Raw genomic sequence first — 20,880 nt, 5'->3', positions numbered from 1 at the left:
TCAGGCCGTGGCAGACGCACTTCGGGCGTCGGAGATCAGGCGATGGGTGGTTTGATGGCCAGCGCTGCGGGGGCGCTGTCAAACTGCGCGGAGGCCAGGGGCAGCAGGGCTCCGGCCGGCAGGGGGGCGGGGGTCAGCGATGCGGGCAGGCCCAGCATGGCCGAATGGCAGATTTCGCAGGCCGAGCAACTGGCGCTGTGGTGGTCATGGTTACTGTGAGCCGGACAGCCCGTGCCGTGATCCTGGCACGCTGCAGCATGGCTGGCACTGTGGTCGAGGGCGGGTTCGGCGGCCGGGCTGCCATGGTGTGCATGGGTGTCGGCGGGTACCAAGCCCTCGGCCTGGGCAAGGGTTGCGGAATGATCGTGGGGGTGGCTGTGGTCGTGGGCCATGCCTTCCGCCATGGGCTGATGCGCCGCAGTGTGCTGCGCCGGGCCTGCAGGCAGCAGCGGCGCCACAATGCCCGCCGCCATGGCCGTGCCTGTCAGGCCCCGAAGGACCAGCACCACCATCAGCAGGAAGAAAAAGCCGCGACGCATGCTTCAATGATACGGCGGGGCGGCCCAAGGTTCCACTGGCACGCCCTTTTCTGGCCCGGCGCGCCGGGGCAACCGGCCAAGGACCGTGAGGGCAAACCCGCGCAAATCGTGCATGCCTTTTTGGAACATGGGCAGTACCATGTGATGAAACACGTCGGTTCCCCCCTGTCCATTTTTTCGCAGGTCCCGGCCACTGTGTTTCCAAGCGTCTTTCTCTTGCACAGAAAGGTCGGTATGCCCCCATGGGTCGCTGGAATGTGGAGCACCTTGTCCGCGCGGATTCGCTGGCTGGTGCTGTGGGCCACGCTGCCGGCGGTGCTGCTGGTGGTGTACCAGGCACGGACCCACCGCACAGACGCGATCGCCGCCGCCGAAGAGCGCGCGCTGCAGACCCTGCAGTCGGTGGCCGGCACCCAGCAACGGCTGATTCAGAACACCCGCCAGTTTCTGCAGCAGCTGGCCGCCATGCCGCAGGTGCACGACCCCGCCGCCCCCCAGTGCGGGCGCTACCTGGCCGAAGTGCTGTCGCTGAACACCACCTACGTCAACATTGGCGTGCCTCGGGCGGATGGCGAGCTGCTGTGCAATGCGCGGCCGCTGAAGGCGCCCGTCAATGTGGCCAACCGCCCGTATTTTCAGCAGACGATCTCTGGGCGGGACTTTGCGGTGGGCAGCTTCCAGGTGGACCGCGCTGCCCAGGTGGCCAGTGTCAACTTTGCCTACCCGGTGATTCCGCCGGGCACGCAAGACGTGGTGGCCGCTGCGGTGGCGGTGGTGTCGCTGGAGTGGTGGAGCCTGCGGCTCACCGATCTGGGGCTGCCGGACGGCGCGGTGGCCCGCGTGTCCGACCCCGACGGCCGCGTGCTGGCGCGCTACCCGCCCGATGCCAGCGAGCTGGGGGCTCCGTTTGCCGATGGCGAGTTCCGCGCCCTGGTGCTGCAGACCCCGCAGGGCCAGCGCCAGCGCACGCGCGCGGATGGCACCCCTGAGCTGGTGGTGTTCCAGCCACTCATCGAGGCGGGCGGGAAGCCCGTGGCCACCATGAGCCTGGCCGTGCCGCTGGACAACCTGTACGCCACAGCCAACCGCCGCATGTGGACCGAGATGGCGTTCTTGCTGGGTGGCCTGGTGCTGTCCTTTGCCGTGGCGCAGGTGGGGGTGCGGCGCGGCGTGATGCGGCCCCTGCGGCGCCTGCTGCATGCCACGGACGAGCTGGCCGAGGGACGCTATGTGTCGCGCGTGCCCGCCACGGGCCTGCAGGAGCTGACCGAGCTGGGCCGCCGGTTTGACCGCATGGCGCTGACCCGCCAGAAAGCCGAGGCCGAACTGCGCCAGAGTGAGGAAAACCTGGCCATCACGCTGCACTCCATCGGCGATGGCGTGATCGCCACCGATGCGCAGGGCCGCATCACCCGCATGAACGCGGTGGCCGAGCGCCTGACGGGCTGGCCCCTGGCCCAGGCCACGGGGCAGCCCTTGCCCGAGGTGTTTCGCATCGTCAACACCGGCACCCGCGAGCCGCAGATAGACCCGGTGCAGCTGGTGATGGACCGGGGCCAGGTGGTGGCATTGAGCAACCACACCACTTTGCTGGCCCGGCATGGCGCCGAGTACCACATTGCCGACAGCGCTGCCCCCATTCGCAACGCGCAGGGGCAGATCGTGGGCGTAGTGCTGGTGTTCAGCGACGTGAGCGAGTCCTACCGGGTGCGTCGCAAGCTGGAGGACAACGAGGCGCGCTTTCGCACCCTTACGGCGCTGTCGTCCGACTGGTACTGGGAGCAGGACGCGCAGTTTCGCCTCACGCATGTCGAGGGCCGGGCCGATGACCGGCTGGTGCAGGAGGCCGCGCTGCACATGGGCAAGACCCGCTGGGAGCTGGCCGCACCGGGCATGAGCGATGCGCTGTGGGAAGAACACCGCGCGCTGCTGGAGCGCCACCAGGAGTTCCGCGACTTCGAGTTCGAGCGCCGCGACCAGCAGGGCTGCTCGTACTGGGTGTCCATCAGCGGCACGCCCGTGTTTGATGACGACGGTGTGTTTTGTGGCTACCGGGGCGTGGGCAAGGACATCTCGGCCCGCAAGCGCGACGAGAACGAGCTGCGCATTGCGGCCATTGCGTTCGAGTCCCAAGAGGGCATGATCGTCACCAACGCGGACACCCTCATCCTGCGCACCAACCGCGCGTTCAGCCGTATCACCGGCTACAGCGCCGATGAGGTGGTGGGCCGCCGCACCAGCCTGCTGGCCTCGGGCCACCACGACAAGGCGTTTTTTGATGCCATGTGGGCCAGCCTGGCCAGCACCGGCGAGTGGAAGGGCGAGCTGTGGAACCGCTGCAAGAGCGGCGAGGTGAACCTGCACTTCATGGCCATCACCGCCGTCACGGACCAGCACGGGGTGCTGACGCACTACGTGGCCACTCTCAGCGACATCACCCAGCGCGCGGCGGCGGCGCGGGAGATCGAGCACCTGGCGTTCTACGACCCGCTCACCCACCTGCCCAACCGCCGCCTGATGATGGACCGCCTGCAACAGGCGTTTGCCACCAGTGCGCGCGCGGGCCTGCAAGGGGCCCTGCTGTGCCTGGACCTGGACCACTTCAAGACCCTGAACGACACCCTGGGCCACGACATGGGCGACGTGCTGCTGCAGCAGGTGGCCCAGCGGCTCACGGCCTGCGTGCGAGAGGGCGACACCGTCGCGCGGTTGGGCGGCGACGAGTTTCTGGTGCTGCTGGAAGACCTGGGCGCCCTTGCCACCGATGCGGCCGAGCAGGCGCAGGCGGTGGGCGAAAAGATTCTGGCCGCGCTCAACCAGCCCTACCAGCTCGCATCGCACCACGTGCACAGCACCACCAGTGTGGGCGCCGTGCTGTTCAGCGGCCAGGGGCAGACGGTGGAAGATGTGGTCAAGCACGCCGACTTGGCCATGTATGCCGCCAAGACCGCAGGGCGCAACGGCATCCGGTTTTTTGACCCGCGCATGCAGGCCGCTGTCACGGCCCGCGCGGCGCTGGAGAACGACCTGCGCACGGCGCTGGAACAGGGCCAGTTCACGCTGCACTACCAGGTGCAGGTAGGCTGCGGCAAGCATGTGGTGGGGGCCGAGGTGCTGATCCGCTGGAACCACCCGGCGCGTGGCATGGTGCCGCCGTTCGAGTTCATCCCGCTGGCCGAAGAGACCGGGCTGATCCTGCCCATCGGCCTGTGGGTGCTGCAGACTGCCTGCACCCAGCTGCGCCGCTGGCAGGACGACCCGGCCACCGCCCACCTGCAACTGGCGGTGAACGTGAGCGCCCGCCAGTTCCGCCAGGCCGACTTCATGGAGCAGGTGGTGGCCGTGCTGCGCCAGACCGGGGCGCGGCCTGACCGCCTGAAGCTGGAGCTGACGGAGAGCCTGGCGCTGGACAACGTGGACGACACCATCGCCAAGATGAACGCGCTGCGCGCGCTGGGCCTGCGCTTTTCGATGGACGACTTTGGCACCGGCCAGTCGTCGCTGTCGTACCTCACGCGGTTGCCGCTGGACCAACTCAAGATCGACCAGAGCTTTGTGCGCAACATCGGCATCCAGCACACCGACGCGCTCATCGTGCAGACCATCATCGGCATGGCGCAGAGCCTGGGCATCGACGTGATTGCCGAGGGGGTTGAGACCGAGGCGCAGCGCGCGTTTCTGGAGCGCCACGGCTGCACGCTGTGGCAGGGCTACCTGTTCAGCCGCCCGGTGCCCATCGAGGCGCTGGAGCAGCGGCTGCACAGTGGGCTGGGCTGGCAGGTGTCGTCGTAGTACTACACCACCCTAAACCGCCATGTAGCGGCCCGGCCGGTGGTTCATGGCCAGCACCAGGTTGAGTGCCACGGCACCTGCAATCGACCAGGCCACACGCAGGGGCTCCACCGTCCACAGGGCCAGCAGCACGATGACGCAGTCCACGGCCATCTGCACCTTGCCCGCGCGCCAGCCGTAGCGGTCCTGCAGGTACAGCGCGGCAATGCCCACGCCGCCCAGGCTGCAGCGGTGGCGGAACAGCACGAGGAAGCCCGTTCCCGTGATCAGCCCGCCGGCAATGGCCGCGTACAGCGGCTGCAGCTGCGCAAATTGCAAGAACTGCGACTGCAGCTCGGTCAGCAGCGACAGCAGCAGCACCGCGATGAAGGTCTTGACCGTGAACGCCCGGCCCAGCTTGCGCAGCGCCAGCCAGTAAAACGGCAGGTTGAGCACAAAGAAGATCTTGCCAAAGCCGATGCCCGTGGCGTAGTGCAGCAAAAACGCCAGCCCCGCCGTGCCACCCGTGAGCAACCCCGCGCTGGTGAAAAACGCCACCCCCACCGAGATGAGCAACACTCCGGTGAAGATGGCCACGGCGTCTTCCGTCAGGCTGTGGGGCACGACCAGCGGGGCAGGGGCTGTGGGGTCGGCAGGGGCGCGGGAGGGCATGGGCAAAAAGCAAAGGGAATGAAGGCTGTGCCCGCAGCCCCCGGGGCAGAGGGCGGCGCACAGGTTGTGGATTGGACCATGCAAGCCCCATGCCGGGCTTGTCGTGCGTCAAATTCCGGGTGCCCGGCGGCAGCACTGTCCGTTGGTTGTTTACTCCTGATTTGATAGCTGGTGGCGCTTATAGATCAATCGCTATCGCCAGTTTTTGGCAAAAATGGGGCGGTCTGCAGGCGCGCAGCTGCCATCGCCCCGTCAATCAGCCGCTTGATGTGTGGCTGCGGCCCCATGGGCGCCAAGGCACTCACCCGTGCCCGCCCCGTGTTGCCAATGGGCAGCCGCGCCAGCGCATGGCCCAGCGGCACCAGGGCCAGCCGCAGCACCTGTCCACCGGCCTCGCGCAGGTCGCGCAACTGCAGGGCGTAGCGCAGCATGGCTGTGTGCGACCGCCAATGCAGGGACAGCGTGGTCTGCCCCAGCACATGCGCGGCCTCCAGCCAGTGCCAGCGGGTGGTGGGCGGTGCGCCGGCATCGCTCGCAAATGCTGTCAGCAGGTGGTCGAACGCGCGCTGCGTGTGCAAGGGGTCAGCTATGGGATCTGCCGCGTGGCGCGCCGCCAGCTGGCGCCAGCGCCGCTGTCGGTGCCGGTAGAACAACTGGGCAAACGCCGCGCTCAGGGGCGTCATCAGCCAGGGCAGGTAGCGCGCGACCACGTCGATGTCGTCGGTGTAGAGCGTGCGGCCGTCCGGTAGCGGCTGCAGCGTGATGCGGTGGTCCCAGCGCCGCATCAGCGTGCCCTCGCCGTTGTCGCGCAGCGTGGGCCATGCGCCGTCCTGCGCGGCGGGCTCGATGGAGATGCGCACGGTTTGGGTGCCCAGGGGCAGCAACCCCAGCAGCCGCATCTGCAACGGCAGATCCCCGGGGGACCAGTGGCTGGGCCAGGGCGCGCCGCCGGGGCGCGTGAACCGCACCAGGGGCGCCGTGATGTGGCGAAAAACGGCAGTGCTTTGCAGTTGCGCAGCCACCCATTCGGGCGGTGCATGGAGCGGAGTGGACAGGCGTACGCGCATGGCTCAGTGCCCGTGGGCTGCGGGGGCGTCTGCGGTGCTGGCCAGCTCTTGCCGTGCATGGCGGATCACGCTCCAGCCGCCGCTGATGGCCAGGCCGGCCATGACGGCGGCCACCACCAGATCGGGCCAGGCCGTGCCCGTGCCCAGCACTCCCAGCGCAGCGGCCATCACTGCCAGGTTGCCCAGCGCGTCGTTGCGCGTGCACAGCCACACGCCGCGCATGTTGGCATCGCCCTCGCGCCAGGCGTAGAGCAGGGCGGCCACCCCCAGGTTGGCCGCCAGCGCCAGCAGGCCCACGCCACCCATGGTGAAGGGCTCGGGCGGCACCCCTTGCCACACCCCCCACGCCACCCGGCCGATCACGAACACGCCAAAGGCCAGCATGCTGGCCCCCTTGAGCAGCGCGGCACGTGCCCGCCAGGTCAGCGCCATGGCCAGCACCCACAGCGACAGGCCGTAGTTGGCTGCATCGCCCAGAAAGTCGATGGCGTCGGCCAGCAGCGACGCCGAGCCCGACTGGGTGCCCGCGCCCAGTTCCACCACAAACATGGCGGCGTTGACGATGAGTGCAATCCACAGGATGCGGCGGTAGCGCGGGTCTGCGCTGGCGGGGGCTTCGTGGCTGTGGCCGGGGGCGCCGTGGTCGTGGTGGCCGTGATGGCAATGGGCGGACATGGTGTTTTCTCCTGGCAGTTTTGGAAAGCGATGGCATCATTGGAAACCTTGAAGTCACTTGAAGGTCAAGCCCATGGACCCCCACGCTGCACAGTTCCGCATCGGCGAGGCCGCTCAGCAGTCCGGCGTGTCGGCCGCCAACATCCGGTATTACGAAAAAGAGAGGCTGCTGCCGCCCGGCGCGCGCGGCGACAACAGCTACCGCCTGTACAGCAGCGCCGACGTGCACCAGCTGCGTTTCATCCGCCTGTGCCGCGCCATGGACATGTCGCTGGACGAGGTCAGGACCTTGCTGGCGCTGGACTGGGACAGCAAGACCGACTGCCATGCCGCCTGCGACACGCTGGATGCACACCTGGTGCATGTGCGCACCCGCCTGGCCGAGCTGCAGGCGCTGGAGGCCGACCTGCAGGCGCTGCGCAGCCGCTGTGATGGCGCGGATGCCACCTGCCACATCATTGAAGCGCTTCATGCGCGGGCTGATGCGCAGCCCGTGGGCGCCGGCGCCACGCCCAGCCAGGGCAAGCGCCATGTGTGAGCAGTTGTTGTGCGGTGTGGTGGTGTGCTTGCCATTTGCTACTTAATTGATAGCTGCTTAGGCATATCCTTCTAGCGCTACCGCCCGAAAATGGCTCAAATGTCTCCAGCAACCTGCCATGGGCTGCCCTGGCGCATGCCCCCGCTATGATCCGCCCATGATCTCGCGCCTTCCCGGCCTCTCCCTGCCCGAACGTGTGTGGAACACGGCGCGGCGCTGGGCGGTGGCCTGGTGGCGCATCCTGTACCTGGGCGCGGTGGTGCTGGTGCTGGTGTTGTCTCCGTCCAGTTACGGCAAGGGCACCCGCCGCGCGCTGGCCCGGCACCTGTATCTGGACACGGCGCCGGTGCTGGTGGGCTTTACGGTGCTGGCCGCGCTCATCAGCCTGGTGCTCACACGCATCGTGGTGGTCACGGCGCTGAGCTACGGTCTGTCGCGCTACGCGCTGGAGATGGTGATCCGAGTGCTGGTGCTGGAGCTGATCCCGCTCACGGCCGCCTTGTTTGTGGCCATGCGTTGCACCATCCCCAACGGCTCGCAGCTGGCGCATCTGAGGCTCACCGGCCGGTTTGAGGCGCTGCGCCGCCAGGGCTCCGACCCGGTGCGCATCGAGCTGCTGCCCCGCGTGATTGCCGGGGTGTTTGCCTGCGTCACGCTGGCTGCGCTCAGTTGCGTGGTGGCGCTGGTGCTGGCGTACCTGGGGGTGTACGGCTTCAACACGGCGGGCCTGTCCAGCTACACGCGCATGTTCGGCCAGGTGTTTTCGCCCAGCGTGACCATGGTGTTTGTGCTCAAGACCCTGTTCTTCAGCCTGGCCGTGGCGCTCATTCCCATGGCGGCTGGCTTGTATGACAGCGGTGAGCGCACGCAGCCGGACTCGGAACTGGGCGGCCTGGCCCGCATGTTTGCGGTGCTGCTGCTGATCGAGGTGGCATCGCTCATGGGCAACTACTACTGACGGCCTGCGCCAGTCGCACCCACTCGCACCCACCCGCACAACCCCACGACATGAACGACCATCCTTCCAAGCCGTCGCAAGGCCCCGCTGCACCTCCCGCCGGGGCTGATAATCCCCCGGTCGAGACCCTGCGCCCGGTGGCCTATCTGGAACTCAAGGCTGCGGCGCTGCTGTTGTTCACCCTGGCCCTCATCGTGGGTTCGGGCCTGTACCTGCTGTATGCGCGGGGTGCTTTTGAGCCCACGCAGACGCTGGTGCTGACGGCCGATGACTCCGAAGGCGTGGTGGTGGGCATGGACATGACCTTCTCGGGCTTTCCCATTGGCCGCGTGCGGCGCATCGAGCTGGCCGAATCGGGCAATGCCCGCATCCTGGTGGACGTGCCCCGCAAGGACGCACACTGGCTGCGCGAGTCCAGCGTGTTCACGCTGGTGCGCGGTCTGGTGGGGGGCACCAACATCCGGGCGTACTCCGGCATCCTGACCGACCCCGCACTGCCCGATGGCGCCGTGCGGCCCGTGTTGCGCGGCGACGCGACGGCGGAGATCCCGCAGCTCATGGCCACCGCACGCGAGCTGCTGACCAACCTGAACGCCCTCACGTCGCCCGACGCTGCGCTGGGCAGCACCCTGACCAACGTCAAGGCCCTCACGGAGCGGCTCAATGGCCCGGGCGGTGCCTTGGGCGTGCTGATGGGCAACGAAGCGGACGCGAAAAGGATCGTGGCCACCCTGGAGCGCACCAACGCGCTGCTGGCGCGCCTGGACGGCATGGCCGCCCGCGCTGACAAGCAGGTGTTTGGCAGCGAGGGCAACAAGGACGCGCTGGTGCCCGAGGTGCGTGCCACCGTGGCACAGCTCAACGGCTTGCTGACCGACACCCGCACCAGCCTGAAGAAGGTGGACGCGGTGCTGGTGGAGGCCCAGGCCATCGGCGCCAATGCCCGCGAGGCCACCACCGACCTGGGCGCGCTGCGTGCCGAGGTGGAAAGCAACCTGCGCAAGGTGGAAAGCCTGGTCAACGAGATCAACCGCAAATGGCCCTTTGCACGCGACACGGAGCTGAAGCTGCCATGAACCCCTCTGCTGCACTTCGTTTGCGGGCTGCGTTGCGGCTCCTGTCCATCGGCTGCGCCTTCGCGTTGGCTGCGTGTTCCAGCCAACCCCCGGTGCCCGACTGGCAGATGAACGCCCAGGGCGCGACTCAGAAGGCCATCGAGGCCTACCTGTCTGGCAATGCGCGCGTGGAAAAGCTTGAATGGGACCGTGCTCGCGCCGAAGTGGCGCGCACGGGCCGCCCCGATCTGCTCGCCCGCCTGGAGCTGATGCGCTGTGCGGCCCAGGTGGCGAGTCTGGTCACCGAACCCTGCGAGCGTTTTGAGGCCTTGCGGGCCGATGCCGCAGCGCCCGAGCAGGCCTACGCCGACTATCTGGCGGGCCGCGTTCAAGCCGGTCAGGTGGCTCTGTTGCCACCCGCACAGCGTGCCGTCGCTACGGCGGGCAACGCTACCAGCTTGGCGGGCATTGCCGACCCTCTTTCACGCCTGGTGGCGGCGGGTGTCTTGTTGCAGACAGGGAAGGCCAGCCCCGCAGTCATCGCCACAGCCACCGAGACTGCGTCGGCACAGGGCTGGCGCAGGCCGCTGATGGCGTGGTTGCTGCTACAGGTGCAACGGGCTGAAGCCGCTGGCGACGCTGCTGCAGCCGACGCCTTGCGCCGCCGCGTGAGCGTGGTTGAGCAGTCGGCGGGCTTGCCCCGTTAGCCAGTCACGCCACGCGGGGGCGATGGGTAAGGCATTGGATACCGGGAGCGAGGCGCCGTCAAAGTGGCTGCTTCAACAGGCGCGCTCGCAGTGACTTTGGGCCCGTAGCAGGGCTCTGGTCGCCGCTGGTAGCAGCCGCTTCTATCAACGCAAGCGAGCCTGCAATTGGGTCTCGATGTCGTCCCGCTCCATGGCGAACTGCTGGGGGCTGATTTCGTTGGACTCCAGCTTGCGGGCTACAGACAGCAGCAGCACGGTGTTTTCAAGGCGCGTGTCCTGCTGCAGCGAAGGGGGCAGGGCGGTCAGGCGGTCAAAGCTTTGCTTGTAAAGCTCGCTCCAGCTCATGGCCCCTGCCTGCGCCTGGGCCCTGGCACCGTCATACCAGCGCGAGAACTCATCCAGGGCGTTGTCGCGGGGGCTGGAGCAGCCAGCCAAAACGGCCAGCAGCGCAATCGATCCCCAGAATTTTGGGTAATGAATCAAGGAAAAACGGTTTGCAGAGATGCGAAAACGTGTGGTCACGATCGTCCTCCATTCCAGAATGCCACCGAAAACTCCCGGTGTGCAGCGCCGAATGGTACTCCGATGCTATGCTTTTTGCTACCGTGTTGCTCTTTGGACCCACACACGCTGCAGCGCAGCGCCAACGATGCCGGCTCGCTCCGGCGCTCAGTGATCCAGAAAGCTGGTGGACAAGATCTGATCCAGCCCCGTGAGCCCGTTCGACATCGAGTCCACAGACTGCACGGCCACGTCCGGCATCAACAACGACACCGCCGCCAGCACTGCCAGCACCACGGTGCCGATGAACGCGACCAGCGCGCGCGCTCCCGGCGGTAAGGAATGGCGTTTCATGATGAAGTCCTTTTCAGCAAAAAGGGGTGAGGGGCCGCAATGACCTCCCAGTGCAACCTCAATGGCTGCTGGCTAGGATTTCAGCAAAGTGCCGCAGTTCCGCGTGTAAGACAAGTGCGATACCGGGTGTCTATGGGCAACTGTTACGGGCTGTTGCCTTTACAAAGAATCCAGAAACCTTCGGCTTCCCGTCAGCTGGGGGATTTGCACTGAATAGGCCCGCTGAGCGGCGCCTGGAGTGCACTGTGGACGTGCTGTGGAGGAGGCCCTTGGAGTGACCCACTCGTGTCCTCCCCGCCGACAAGGGTTCAAGGCTTGGGCGCCTGAATCCACGCGGTAATTTGTCCAATCGCTTCCTGCTCCATGCCGATGAATCCATGCCAGTGCTGCGCCGCGCACTCGTCTCCCACCGGGTTGGAACCGCCATCCACCACCATCAGCTTTTTGACGGGCGCCCGCGTCAGCCCTTCGAGGATGGCAGGCGTGTCGCTGGCCTGGCAGTGTTTGCAGCCGTCCCTGGCGTGGTGGTAGACCAGCACCGGCAGCTCGATGGCTTGCAGGTTTTGTGCGGGCACCGCGCCCGGTGTGCTTCGGCGCACGATGCTGGAGGTCAGCACCAGCCCTGCAATCACCGGGTCTTTGACATGAACGGCCATGGCTGTCGCGGACACCGTGCCTCGGCTGGTGCCCACCACCCACACCGGCAGGTCGCTTTGGCGCTTCACAAGTTCCAGCACTTTGGCGATGTCGGTCATGTGCGCCGCACCTGTGCGTTCGGTCCAGCCCAGCTCCATGTCGCTGGGCCGTCCAAAGATCGCCACGTTGTATCCATGCGCTATGAAATACGGCGCAGACCGGACGAGAAAGTTGCCACCGGTGGCGCGGCCATCCTCCACCTTGCCGAACCCGCCCGCGCCGCCTGGAAAAAGAAGTACCGTGGCCTTGGCTTTCGGCGCAGCCTCCCAGAACAGCGTGTGGGTCACTCCTTCGCGGGTGGGCACTTTGAACAGCGTCCCTTCGGCCCACGCTGGCACCATCAGGGTTGCCAACCCCCAGCAGATACCGAAGAACTTCCAACGCATCAGCATGTGCAGACCTCCAGGGGTTTCATTGACAGCACATCAACCGGAGCGCCCCGTGGGCAAGGTTCAGCGGGTAGCCGTGGCACACAAAGCCACTGTGCGCAAGAAAGGCTCGCCAGACAACAAAAAACCCAAGTGACCGGAATCACTTGGGTTGATATATGGCGGAGAGGGCGTCTACCTCCGCCATATCCAAGGACGCCCAGTAGTGATCGATGGAGTGCTTTAAATCGTTGAAATGTATGAATTTATCCTGCATTTATTGTCCATTGGCGTCCAGCAAAACCTTGCTCTATCCAAACCAAAAAGGCATACAAAAAGGTATACTAAAATCCATCGCAATTGGTATACAGAGGGCTAATCGTGGGATCGCATACGCCCGGCAAACTGCCGGCAATTGTTCTAACCAAACTGAAGGACGGTTGGCACGGAGACGGCGGGGGGCTGTACTTGTTTGTCCGAGGTACTTCCCGATCCTGGGTTTTTCGGTACACCGGCACGGACGGTAAGCGTCGAAACATGGGACTGGGTAGCCTTGCAGCGGTCGGGCTGTCGGAAGCCAGGCGGTTGGCGCTTCAGGCTAGGCAGCAGGTTCATCATCCAACAGAGCCGGTGGATCCTGTTGCCGTGCGGCGTGCCCAAGTGAACGAGCGTCGCTTGGTGAAGGCCCGCGAAATGACGTTCGAGGAATGTGCGATGGCCTGCATCGAGGCCAAGCGCCATGAGTGGAAGAACCCCAAGCACATCGCGCAGTGGATGAGCACACTGGAGACCTATGCCTACCCATTGATGGGTAAGCTACCGGTGAACTCTATTGATACCGATCTGGTGGTGAAGTGCCTGCAACCCATTTGGACAACCAAGACAGAGACGGCGGCCCGCTTGAGAGGTCGCATTGAAACGGTACTGGCTTGGGCTACTACCAGTAAGTATCGGCAAGGTGATAACCCAGCACGCTGGCGGGGCCACCTAGACACCCTGCTGGCGAAGCCATCCAAGATTGCGAAGGTAGAGCACTTTAGCGCCCTGGCATATCAGTCGGTGCCATCCTTCATGGTGGAACTCCGCGCGAAAGAAGGTCTGGGGGTTAAAGCCTTGGAATTTGCGATTCTGACTGCCGCTCGTTCTGGTGAAGTTCGGATGGCAACCTGGTCCGAAATCGATATTGACCGCAAAGAGTGGGTCATACCAGCGGGGCGAATGAAAGCGGGCAAGGAGCACACGGTCCCACTTTCCAAGTCTGCACTAGATCTGCTTCGCAACCTTCCAAAACTGGAAGGTTGCGAGCTAATATTTCCGAGCGCCACAAAGGAGAACAAACCTTTGTCCGATATGACGCTCACCTCGATTCTCCGGAGGATGGGTCACACGGACATCACAGTGCATGGTTTTCGCTCTAGTTTTCGTGACTGGGCTGGAGATACAACCCATTTCCCCAAAGAGGTCATCGAAAACGCGCTGGCGCATCAACTCAAAGACAAGGCAGAAGCTGCTTATGCGCGCAGTACACAGTTGGCGAAGCGACGTGAGTTGATGGATGCTTGGGCAGTTTATTGCTCAACGCCCCAAGTCAGCGCTGATTTGAAAAAATCCAATTACGATGGGATCGCCAATTTGATCAAAAAGAAGTGACGCCTTGAACGACCCAGGAAACCTGGGTCGTTTCAGATCGATTTAAAGACCAGTGGATACCAAGTCGCGTATGAGTTGCCCACCAATCGCAACGCGGTCTTCAGTATCGATGCCACCTTCTTGCGGGACGATATAGGCCTTCAGCGAGGCGTCGTATTCGGGGTACTGGCCTACGACACGATCAAATTTCTCACGCTCCATTCCGTTCTCAGGAACACCATCAAATTGCCAACCTTCTGCGGCGCACCGAATTTTGATTCGGCTGTTCCGGAGTTCCAAAGAGCGACTCTCAGTTTCGTAGCCAGGAAAGCAGCGCGGCCACCCAGAGTTGGCAATCTGCGTTTGCGATATCTGGGCAACGGTGACTGCTGCTAGCAGGTAAGCGTCGCTGTGATAGCTGCGGTTGTCGCAGGAGTCTCCCTTAAGCATGCACATGGAGTACCCAGGGTAGGGTGCAATGACATAACACCCGGAGTCTCCGGCCCGCATAGCTTCGTACTTCACCATGTAGTAGCGCCAGTCTTTCGGGGTTGAAGGAGCATTCAAGTAAGCACCGATGACATCTTTCAATGACGATCCCGTCGTCATATCGTCGAGTAAGGCTGCCAGTGCACCAGCGCTGGAATGCGGGACTTCACCACGTCTTGCGCGCCAGTGGTTCTCCCACGGACTGGTTTGACGCGGTGCACCTAGGTAAGCGAAGCGATGGCCGGACGTTCGAATGTGGCCACGACCCTCATTTCCTTTCGCCAGCAAGGCCGCAGTGACATTGCCAAACGGTGCTTCGAATAGCGCTTGAAACTGCACAGCGTGGTTCTCAAAGCCGGTGCTGCTTTGGGCTGGATCAAGATCAAACGCGGTCAAGCCACCCCGTAGCAATTCATGGTCTTCCAGGCGGTGTAAGGCTTCTTGCAGTGACGGCTGCGCGGACAGTAGTGCTTGCTTTGCAACCTCGTTGGCAACTTGTACCTGGTTGAACGTTGCGATGTCGGTAAGAGGTCCGCGCGCCATGATCTTTTCGACCTCACCTAGCAACGCAGGCATATTGTTCCGTTCGCCAGCACGGATTTCGTCCTGCGAGGCCTCTATCAGATTGCGCAACAGTCGCAGTTGGATGTGTGGTAGTGGATAGGTGCCAGCCAAACATCCTTGCAGTGCGCCGTAGAACAGCAACGTATGTGCCAGCCTCCAACTACCCGTTCCATAAAGAGCGCAGCAGCCATGGAACATGTCCACTCCTATGCTGCCTTCATCGAAGTCGCGGAAATTGAAAATGCGTAGCGGCTGGGTTGTCGTGCTTGGATGGCGCGTGAAGAGCTGGGAGAAAAGTGGCTTTATCGCTTTTGCTCCACTAATCCCGTCGGCCTGCACCTGCAGCCAGATGTCTAGGGCCTTAACCACCCAGTCGAAATTGTCCGCTGCATCAGTAGCGGCACTGCCAAACAACTTCTCGGAGAGTTCAGTGAGCGCTCTCTGGTCGCTTTGGCTCAGATCGACATGAATACCTCGCTTCCAAGCCTGTACCTCGAAGAGAAAGCGCAGGTAGCGCATGAACTCTTCATCAATCAGGTCATTGTTACCCCGGTATTCCCAGAACAGATCGGCCCAGTCGGTATCGATCTTGCGCGAGAAGGCATCCACGGCCTGTTCCGAGATAGCGAGGTTTTGACGCAGCAGTGATTCCAGCTCAGCTTTGAAGTTTTCGAACTCTGTGAGCGGCCTGCCGCGCGAGTTCATCTTGACATAGAGTGTGTTGTCGAGCTTTTGTGACGCGACCGGAAGCAGAAGAAAACTGATGGCGGGCTTTACCGGATCAGTGAGCCGCTGCCAAGCAGCAAGCAATTGGCTTGGAGGACAGCCTTTGTAGCGATCGTGAAGTGCGTCAAGCACCACCAGCATTCCCTGAATGGTGGGATCATGTTTCCAGGTAGGCAGGTAGTCGGCCTGATCGCACAGCCATTTCGACAGCTGCGGTTCGCCTATGTCAGGTCGGCATCGAGTCAAGAACTGGCAAAAGGCACGAGCCCCAGGGCGAGTCGCGTAGTGAAAGGCGTGCCATGATTGCGGGGCATCGAGAGCAGGTGTGAGCTGCCAGCAAAGATAGCAGTGCAGCAGAAACAGTGTCGTCAGTCGTTGCTGACCGTCCAAAGGGTATAGCGTTCCGTTGACCACATCGCCAAAAACGAAGTCAAGGTGGAGTTCCTTGTCGCCATCCAGCGCACTGCAAAGGTCCGCAATGAACCGTTCGCGAACGTGGCGAGCTTGGTCGCTATTGCGGCCTTGTGCGTAGTCGCGTTGGAAGAGTGGAATTTCTATCGCCCGAACTTGCGTTCCATTGATGGTCTGGCTGAACAACTGGGCTAGGCTGGTAGGAGTGCTGTCGTTGATGGAGGTGTTCATTGTTGGATGCCTGTTGGTCATTGCAGATAGGAAGCCAGCTTGTCTTTGATTTCTCGCAGATAGGCGGTCTTGTCGGCCTCACCCCAGAAGTGCGGCTGTAGGCGCCCTGCGTCGGTGTAATACTTCAGGAACACATTGCGCGTGGCTGTCGGGATGTAGTCGCCAGCCTTGTCCATCGCGAGCACTTTGGATCGTTTGACTTCAAAAACTGCATTGCCTAGGGCGGCGTTGGCACCATGCGAGAGAAGCGAAAGGTTTGCGATGCTGTGATCGGCCCCTTCCACTATTCCGTCGTTCAAAGCTACCAATATTTCTGCAGCTAGGGCATTGAAGTGTTCTTGACCAAAGCGAGGCGTATGCAGCTTCGGGGTTGCCTCATCAATCGCTGTAAGTAGCTCGTCGATACTCGCTTTCCTCTCCTCCGTCTCGATGTTCTGTAAAGCTTGCCGGTGCTCTCGCAACCAGGTTGCCCATTGCTCAGCACGAGTTAAGTCTTGAGCGTTTTGCGCATGGATGTGTTCGAGAGACCAAGCAGCTCCCACATGCTTTTCAAACGGGAAACGCCCGTTGGTGATCTCGACGTTAAATAGCAGCAACAGGCGCTGCAGCTTGGGGCCACCTTTGGGATCGTCATATCGCAATGCATCATCAAGGTCATTGGCACTGATCTTCAGCACCTCGCGGATGCGTGCTGTCAGTGCATCGTCGAAAGCGCTTTTGTTCAGGCCTTTTGCTAGATGCAGAATTTCTCCGATGGAGATGCTGCAAGCGACCAAGAAGCCGATCTTGTTGTACCAACGCGGTTCTTCGAACCATCCGAGGATCTGTGCGTGTAGAGCAACGACTTCGTCCCAGAACTCCAAACTTCTGGTGTCAGCTTTCTCCCGCAGTTTGTCGAACGTGTAGTACCTGCGTGCATCTTTTTCAGGTTTTTGAGCGAGGGTGTCCAGCAGCAACCCGATACGAGTTCCATGGGGCTCGGCCGTAAGTACGTTGTGGCTAGCGATAAACGCCCAGATGTCATCGCGCTGGAGATCCCGCTCTATACCGTCCCATTGAGCCGCAACTTCAGTCTCACGTCCCGCCTTTGTTTGGGCAATGCGTGTTAGCAAGACCGCCTTAATCAGCTCCGCATCCGTCAGCGGGATGCGGCCTTGATTTAGGCGGGTAAAGAGGGGAATGGAAGGAGTGTCCGCCGGAGCTTGGTACCAGATCACCTTCACCGAGGTGGACAAGAACCGGAACATTTCGTCAATTAGGAACTGGGTGTATTGCGGCCCCATCTTGTTGGTAAACCAATCGGTGATGGTTGCATGAGCCTGGTGCATGAAGAAGTAGTCAATATTCTTGGCGGCTTGCCCAGCATCAAGCTGTCGCAAATATTCCTGACTTCCAGGACGCGTTTCGTACTGTAGGGAGTAGCGGTCAGCACCTTTCTGCATGAACCGCAGGAGGATCCACAGAGTGGTCAGCCTCTGCTGCCCATCTATCAGTTCCCACGTATTCTCCCCATGGCTTTTGACTACGATAGGTTGCAGGCTGTACTGTTGGCCCCCACTCTCCCAAATGTCATCCAGCAGTTTCGTCACTTCATCCGCAGTCCAGCGGTACCCTCGCTGATAGGAGGGTATGAAAAACACGCCCTCGATACCCTTGGTGGGCAAGCGGCTAATAGGATCGATGCCGAAGCCGATGGTTTTGTGTTCCAGTTTGTAGCTCATCGTTTTACTTTTCGTTGATATTCATAGGTAGTTTTCGCACTTCGGTGACAGCGTCTCCGAACCCCCGCAGCCACCATTCCAGCATCGAGCTATCGACGACCGTGGCCGAGATTTCAAGTTGTCCGTCCTTGCGCTCGACCACTTGTTGATCAGCGGACAACGGAGACTCCATGAGGTGTAATCCCGCACTGCGTTCAATGCGGAAAACCAGGCGGACCTTCTCTCCCTCACCAAACCCAAAACGGCCATCATCGTCATAGCGCTTGAGGTCAAACGTCTTGGGCCGCTCGAAGGTGAGCGTTGAAACTTCAGCTGCAGCAATGCGATTCAGAGCCAGGTTGCGTTCGTTGTCAAAGCCCTGGTAACGGCAAACGAGATACAGCCGCGATCCCTGTTGCACCAGGCCCAGCGGCATCACGTCTGCGCTGGTGCGTTTGCCGCCTGCATTCTTGTATTCGATGTGCAGCCAGTGATTGCTGTACAGCGCTTCGCTCACTGCCTCAAACACACCGGAAACAATCTTGGGCGGTAGCAACGGCTGGCTTGTCGCCACCACACGCACCTTCCCTGGCCATTCCCGTTCAAGGCGTGCACTGCTCTCCGGTCCCAGATTGCGTCTCGCTTGACTGAAAAACGCATCCATGGACTTCATGAGCCGGGGCGGCAACAAGTTCTTGAGGTGTTCCTCCGCCAATTGCAGTAGCAGTGATTCTTGAGGGGTGAGGTTGGGCACGGCCAGTGCCTTGGCCTGCTCCAGCCATCGATAGCCATAGGGCTTGCTGCTGTCGTCGCGCTCGATCTCAAAGTGCTCGCTGAGCATTTCCAACTGCCGCTGGATGGTGCGCAGTTCGCGTTCAATCCCTGCGTGCTGGAGCTGCTCGTGCAGTTCGCTGGCAGTGACCTTGCGGCCACGGGGAATGCGGCGCAGCAGTTCGACAGCGAGCTTGACCGTTTCGAGGGTGTCGGATCGTTTCGCCATATCAGATCTTCAAAGACGAGTTGGAGAACGCAGCCCACAGGCGGACCATGGCGTAGGTGTCGAGCGTGCAGTAAGCCAGAAGTTGGTGCTCAATCTCAGCCTTGCGTGCCGCCGAGGTTTGCGGCGAGATCGCCTCCAGAAAAACCTCCATGGCCATGCCGCCATCCTGGACGCCATCAAGGTCACCGTAGGTCAAGTCTGGGCACAGCGCTGGGAGTACCGCCTTGATGCTCCAGCTCCCTTGCTGGCTTGGGTGGTAGTAGTGCTCACGCGCCACAGGCAGCAGATCCACAACACGCTCGTTCAGCGCCAGGAGGGCTTCGGACAGTCGTGGAAAACGCTGCGCCAGATCGCGGATCCGGGCCATTTCAAAACCAGCGTTGTAGACAAAGATGGGGCCACGCTCGCCGCATGCACTGAGCAATGCTTCAGCAAAGGCTTTTGAGGGGTCACCGCCCGAGAGATCAAGAAAAGCCTGCTGTTCGAGCTTCCCGGTACGCGCGAGGCGATGCACGCTGAACTGAAACGGGATCTGCTGGTAAGGGCGTGTACCTTTCCAGATCGGTACTGCGAACTGGATGGTTTCAAAATCCATAAAAAACGCGGGCAGCTTGTGCTGGGCCAGTTCTTGCAACGCACTCTTCTGATCAAAGTACGTCTTTCCCGTGAGCGTGGCCGCCTTCACACGCCTTTGCTTGTCATTCAGCAGCGCATCCGGCACATCGCGTAGTTCGCACACTCCGTGGGCCTCAACATGTGCTTTCAGTCCCTTGCTCTGTGCCCCGGGCAGCCAATGCAAGGGCTGCTCTGCTTGAGGCTCCTGGCTTTGGCAATAGGAGAAGAAACCACACTCATAGGGAGCATTGCACTGTTCGCCTGTTGAGACGCGAGGCTCCTTCTTCTTGGCAACGATCCCATGGGAGTCTTCGATCCAGCTGCGAACTTCTGTCCCGCGTGAAAACGCTTCATCGGTCAGATCGTTCTCGACCAACAGCCCGCTGTAGTCACCACCGCCTGGATAGACCCATGAACTATCAATATGGGCCAGCGCAATCCCAGTCAGAGGCACCCCCGAGGAGCGAGCCAGAAATGCTTGCACGGCGGCGTCGTCCCGGTGGTAATCCTTGACGGAGGTGGATGACTTCACCTCCACCATCCGCCAAGCCCGTTTGCCGCCGCGCTTGACCGGCAGCATCACATCGGCAAAGGCCAGGGCTCCTTCGGCGCGGAATCCAGCCTCGAAAATCGGCTGATTCGCTTGCAGGAGAGCCTGCGTCCGCGCAAAGGCTGCTTCGAAGCCTCCCACTTTGAAATCGATCAGCGCGCCTTTGCCTTTGGGGTCATAGACCTGCCTGGCAATGTCGCCAACTTGGTGGCCCACCGTGAAGCTGGCCTCGGTTGCAGAGGAGTCTTCTCGCAGTTCCGGGCGATGGACCTCCAGCCACAGTCGCTTGGGGCACTGCCGAAACGCCAGCAGCTTCGATTTGGAAAGCACACGCAAGGCCGACTCCCTCTTGTTTGAAAGAAATTCTCCCATGGGTTTGTGCTCACAAAAACCCAATGGCGCGATTCGTGCCATGTTTCACCGCGCATTCGGCTTCGAGGGCCGCAATGAGAGTGGCAGCAGATGTGATGGGCCGGAATCGGTGCTGGCGCACCACGGCTGCAAAATCGCCTGGCGTCAGAGAAACCAGTCGTGAAACCCTGGCCTGCTCCTCTGGCAGCGGTTGCTGCAGACCGAGTCCTTCGCAGTGGCGCGACAGCAGCTCCCACGCCTGGTCGGGGCGCAGAAAGTCGAATTTCACCTTGAGATCAAACCGGCGAAGGGCCGCCTGATCCAGCCCGTCCATCAGGTTGGTCGAGGCCACAAACACGCCAGAGAACGATTCCATCTGGGTCAGCATTTCATTGACCTCGCTCACTTCCCAGTTGTGTTGGGCGCCCCGTCGATCTTGCAGAAAGCTGTCCACCTCATCGATCAAGAGGACCGAGCCATCGTTTTGCGCTTCGCGGAAGGCTTTGGCGATGTTCTTTTCGCTCTCGCCCAGCCACTTGGATTTCAGATCGGAAGCACGTTTGACGAGCAGAGGAACGCCGAGCTGTTGAGCGAGCCAGCGACCGTAGGCGGTCTTTCCGGTGCCAGGCGGCCCATACTGGGCTGCTGCCGGTTTCGATGACACCTTGTTAAGGTGGAAGATGAAACCGGAGGTGGTTCATGGAGAGAAGAAG

The 20,880-nt window shown here is 62.1% G+C and carries 18 protein-coding genes; 6 read left to right on the top strand and 12 right to left on the bottom strand.

Annotated elements, in window-relative coordinates:
* Positions 1–35: 35 nt before the first annotated feature.
* Positions 36–539 carry a hypothetical protein gene (locus ACT531_RS20525; RefSeq protein WP_476018624.1) on the bottom strand — a complete coding sequence of 168 codons (504 nt, stop codon included), beginning with the start codon at positions 537–539 and terminating at the stop codon, positions 36–38.
* A 267-nt stretch (positions 540–806) separates the two neighbouring features.
* Here ACT531_RS20525 and ACT531_RS20520 point away from each other — a divergent pair, with 267 nt between their 5' ends.
* Positions 807–4,331 (top strand): EAL domain-containing protein, encoded by a 3,525-nt coding sequence (locus ACT531_RS20520; RefSeq protein WP_476018623.1) that lies wholly within the window; start codon positions 807–809, stop codon positions 4,329–4,331.
* Between the two features lie 12 nt (positions 4,332–4,343).
* Here ACT531_RS20520 and ACT531_RS20515 read toward each other — a convergent pair whose 3' ends face one another.
* From ACT531_RS20515 to ACT531_RS20505, 3 genes are all read right to left on the bottom strand, one after another.
* On the bottom strand, positions 4,344–4,982 hold the full coding sequence (locus ACT531_RS20515; protein WP_476018622.1) for a YitT family protein: 639 nt from the start codon (positions 4,980–4,982) through the stop codon (positions 4,344–4,346).
* Positions 4,983–5,167: 185 nt separating this feature from the next.
* Positions 5,168–6,049: a DUF3703 domain-containing protein gene (locus ACT531_RS20510; protein ID WP_476018621.1), complete on the bottom strand. Its 882-nt coding sequence runs from the start codon at positions 6,047–6,049 to the stop codon at positions 5,168–5,170.
* 3 nt (positions 6,050–6,052) lie between these two features.
* On the bottom strand, positions 6,053–6,724 hold the full coding sequence (locus tag ACT531_RS20505; protein WP_422847095.1) for a cation efflux transmembrane domain-containing protein: 672 nt from the start codon (positions 6,722–6,724) through the stop codon (positions 6,053–6,055).
* 73 nt (positions 6,725–6,797) lie between these two features.
* Here ACT531_RS20505 and ACT531_RS20500 point away from each other — a divergent pair, with 73 nt between their 5' ends.
* From ACT531_RS20500 to ACT531_RS20485, 4 genes are all read left to right on the top strand, one after another.
* A complete protein-coding gene (locus tag ACT531_RS20500) occupies positions 6,798–7,262 on the top strand; it encodes a Cd(II)/Pb(II)-responsive transcriptional regulator (RefSeq protein WP_476018620.1) in 465 nt (154 codons plus the stop codon).
* Positions 7,263–7,419: 157 nt separating this feature from the next.
* Positions 7,420–8,220 (top strand): MlaE family ABC transporter permease, encoded by an 801-nt coding sequence (locus ACT531_RS20495; RefSeq protein WP_476018619.1) that lies wholly within the window; start codon positions 7,420–7,422, stop codon positions 8,218–8,220.
* 50 nt (positions 8,221–8,270) lie between these two features.
* On the top strand, positions 8,271–9,296 hold the full coding sequence (locus tag ACT531_RS20490) for an MlaD family protein (protein WP_476018618.1): 1,026 nt from the start codon (positions 8,271–8,273) through the stop codon (positions 9,294–9,296).
* Positions 9,293–9,982: a hypothetical protein gene (locus ACT531_RS20485; RefSeq protein ID WP_422847093.1), complete on the top strand. Its 690-nt coding sequence runs from the start codon at positions 9,293–9,295 to the stop codon at positions 9,980–9,982. Before ACT531_RS20490 ends, ACT531_RS20485 begins: the two co-directional genes overlap by 4 nt.
* Positions 9,983–10,126: 144 nt before the next feature.
* On the opposite strand, the gene ACT531_RS20480 is transcribed toward ACT531_RS20485, so the two are convergent.
* The 3 genes from ACT531_RS20480 to ACT531_RS20470 form a co-directional block, all read right to left on the bottom strand.
* Positions 10,127–10,465 carry a hypothetical protein gene (locus ACT531_RS20480; RefSeq protein WP_085944693.1) on the bottom strand — a complete coding sequence of 113 codons (339 nt, stop codon included), beginning with the start codon at positions 10,463–10,465 and terminating at the stop codon, positions 10,127–10,129.
* 186 nt (positions 10,466–10,651) lie between these two features.
* Positions 10,652–10,837, bottom strand: coding sequence for a hypothetical protein (locus ACT531_RS20475; protein ID WP_015014689.1), 186 nt, complete (start codon positions 10,835–10,837; stop codon positions 10,652–10,654).
* A 308-nt stretch (positions 10,838–11,145) separates the two neighbouring features.
* Positions 11,146–11,925, bottom strand: coding sequence for an alpha/beta hydrolase (locus ACT531_RS20470; RefSeq protein WP_238990860.1), 780 nt, complete (start codon positions 11,923–11,925; stop codon positions 11,146–11,148).
* A gap of 357 nt (positions 11,926–12,282) precedes the next feature.
* Between ACT531_RS20470 and ACT531_RS20465 the strand changes: the two genes are divergently transcribed.
* Entirely contained in the window at positions 12,283–13,551 is a 1,269-nt protein-coding gene (locus tag ACT531_RS20465) for a tyrosine-type recombinase/integrase (RefSeq protein WP_476018617.1), read from the top strand.
* 42 nt (positions 13,552–13,593) lie between these two features.
* Here ACT531_RS20465 and ACT531_RS20460 read toward each other — a convergent pair whose 3' ends face one another.
* From ACT531_RS20460 to ACT531_RS20440, 5 genes are read right to left on the bottom strand one after another with little or no spacing between them, the layout of a single operon-like run.
* The gene (locus tag ACT531_RS20460) at positions 13,594–15,951 is read right to left on the bottom strand and encodes a DUF262 domain-containing protein (protein ID WP_476018616.1); all 2,358 of its coding nucleotides are present in this window, start codon (positions 15,949–15,951) and stop codon (positions 13,594–13,596) included.
* A 17-nt stretch (positions 15,952–15,968) separates the two neighbouring features.
* The gene (locus ACT531_RS20455; RefSeq protein WP_476018615.1) at positions 15,969–17,672 is read right to left on the bottom strand and encodes a DUF262 domain-containing protein; all 1,704 of its coding nucleotides are present in this window, start codon (positions 17,670–17,672) and stop codon (positions 15,969–15,971) included.
* 4 nt (positions 17,673–17,676) lie between these two features.
* Positions 17,677–18,651, bottom strand: a complete 975-nt coding sequence (locus tag ACT531_RS20450; protein WP_476018614.1) for a helix-turn-helix transcriptional regulator — start codon at positions 18,649–18,651, stop codon at positions 17,677–17,679.
* Position 18,652: 1 nt separating this feature from the next.
* The gene (locus ACT531_RS20445) at positions 18,653–20,188 is read right to left on the bottom strand and encodes a DUF2779 domain-containing protein (protein WP_476018613.1); all 1,536 of its coding nucleotides are present in this window, start codon (positions 20,186–20,188) and stop codon (positions 18,653–18,655) included.
* 10 nt (positions 20,189–20,198) lie between these two features.
* Positions 20,199–20,831, bottom strand: coding sequence for an ATP-binding protein (locus ACT531_RS20440; protein ID WP_476018612.1), 633 nt, complete (start codon positions 20,829–20,831; stop codon positions 20,199–20,201).
* Positions 20,832–20,880: the final 49 nt, after the last annotated feature.

The sequence above is a fragment of the Acidovorax sp. DMC1 genome (genome assembly GCF_056314325.1).
The sequence above is the reverse complement of the archived record's forward strand: the minus strand, read 5'-3'. Positions and strand labels throughout refer to the sequence as shown.

Bases quoted from the DNA above. Each gene is read 5' to 3' on its own strand.
- ACT531_RS20460 (WP_476018616.1), bottom strand. From the start codon at position 15,951: ATGAACACCTCCATCAACGACAGCACTCCTACCAGCCTAGCCCAGTTG.
- ACT531_RS20475 (WP_015014689.1), bottom strand. From the start codon at position 10,837: ATGAAACGCCATTCCTTACCGCCGGGAGCGCGCGCGCTGGTCGCGTTC.
- ACT531_RS20525 (WP_476018624.1), bottom strand. From the start codon at position 539: ATGCGTCGCGGCTTTTTCTTCCTGCTGATGGTGGTGCTGGTCCTTCGG.
- ACT531_RS20450 (WP_476018614.1), bottom strand. From the start codon at position 18,651: ATGGCGAAACGATCCGACACCCTCGAAACGGTCAAGCTCGCTGTCGAA.
- ACT531_RS20510 (WP_476018621.1), bottom strand. From the start codon at position 6,049: ATGCGCGTACGCCTGTCCACTCCGCTCCATGCACCGCCCGAATGGGTG.
- ACT531_RS20485 (WP_422847093.1), top strand. From the start codon at position 9,293: ATGAACCCCTCTGCTGCACTTCGTTTGCGGGCTGCGTTGCGGCTCCTG.
- ACT531_RS20455 (WP_476018615.1), bottom strand. From the start codon at position 17,672: ATGAGCTACAAACTGGAACACAAAACCATCGGCTTCGGCATCGATCCT.
- ACT531_RS20445 (WP_476018613.1), bottom strand. From the start codon at position 20,188: ATGGGAGAATTTCTTTCAAACAAGAGGGAGTCGGCCTTGCGTGTGCTT.
- ACT531_RS20515 (WP_476018622.1), bottom strand. From the start codon at position 4,982: ATGCCCTCCCGCGCCCCTGCCGACCCCACAGCCCCTGCCCCGCTGGTC.
- ACT531_RS20505 (WP_422847095.1), bottom strand. From the start codon at position 6,724: ATGTCCGCCCATTGCCATCACGGCCACCACGACCACGGCGCCCCCGGC.
- ACT531_RS20495 (WP_476018619.1), top strand. From the start codon at position 7,420: ATGATCTCGCGCCTTCCCGGCCTCTCCCTGCCCGAACGTGTGTGGAAC.
- ACT531_RS20500 (WP_476018620.1), top strand. From the start codon at position 6,798: ATGGACCCCCACGCTGCACAGTTCCGCATCGGCGAGGCCGCTCAGCAG.
- ACT531_RS20490 (WP_476018618.1), top strand. From the start codon at position 8,271: ATGAACGACCATCCTTCCAAGCCGTCGCAAGGCCCCGCTGCACCTCCC.
- ACT531_RS20470 (WP_238990860.1), bottom strand. From the start codon at position 11,925: ATGCTGATGCGTTGGAAGTTCTTCGGTATCTGCTGGGGGTTGGCAACC.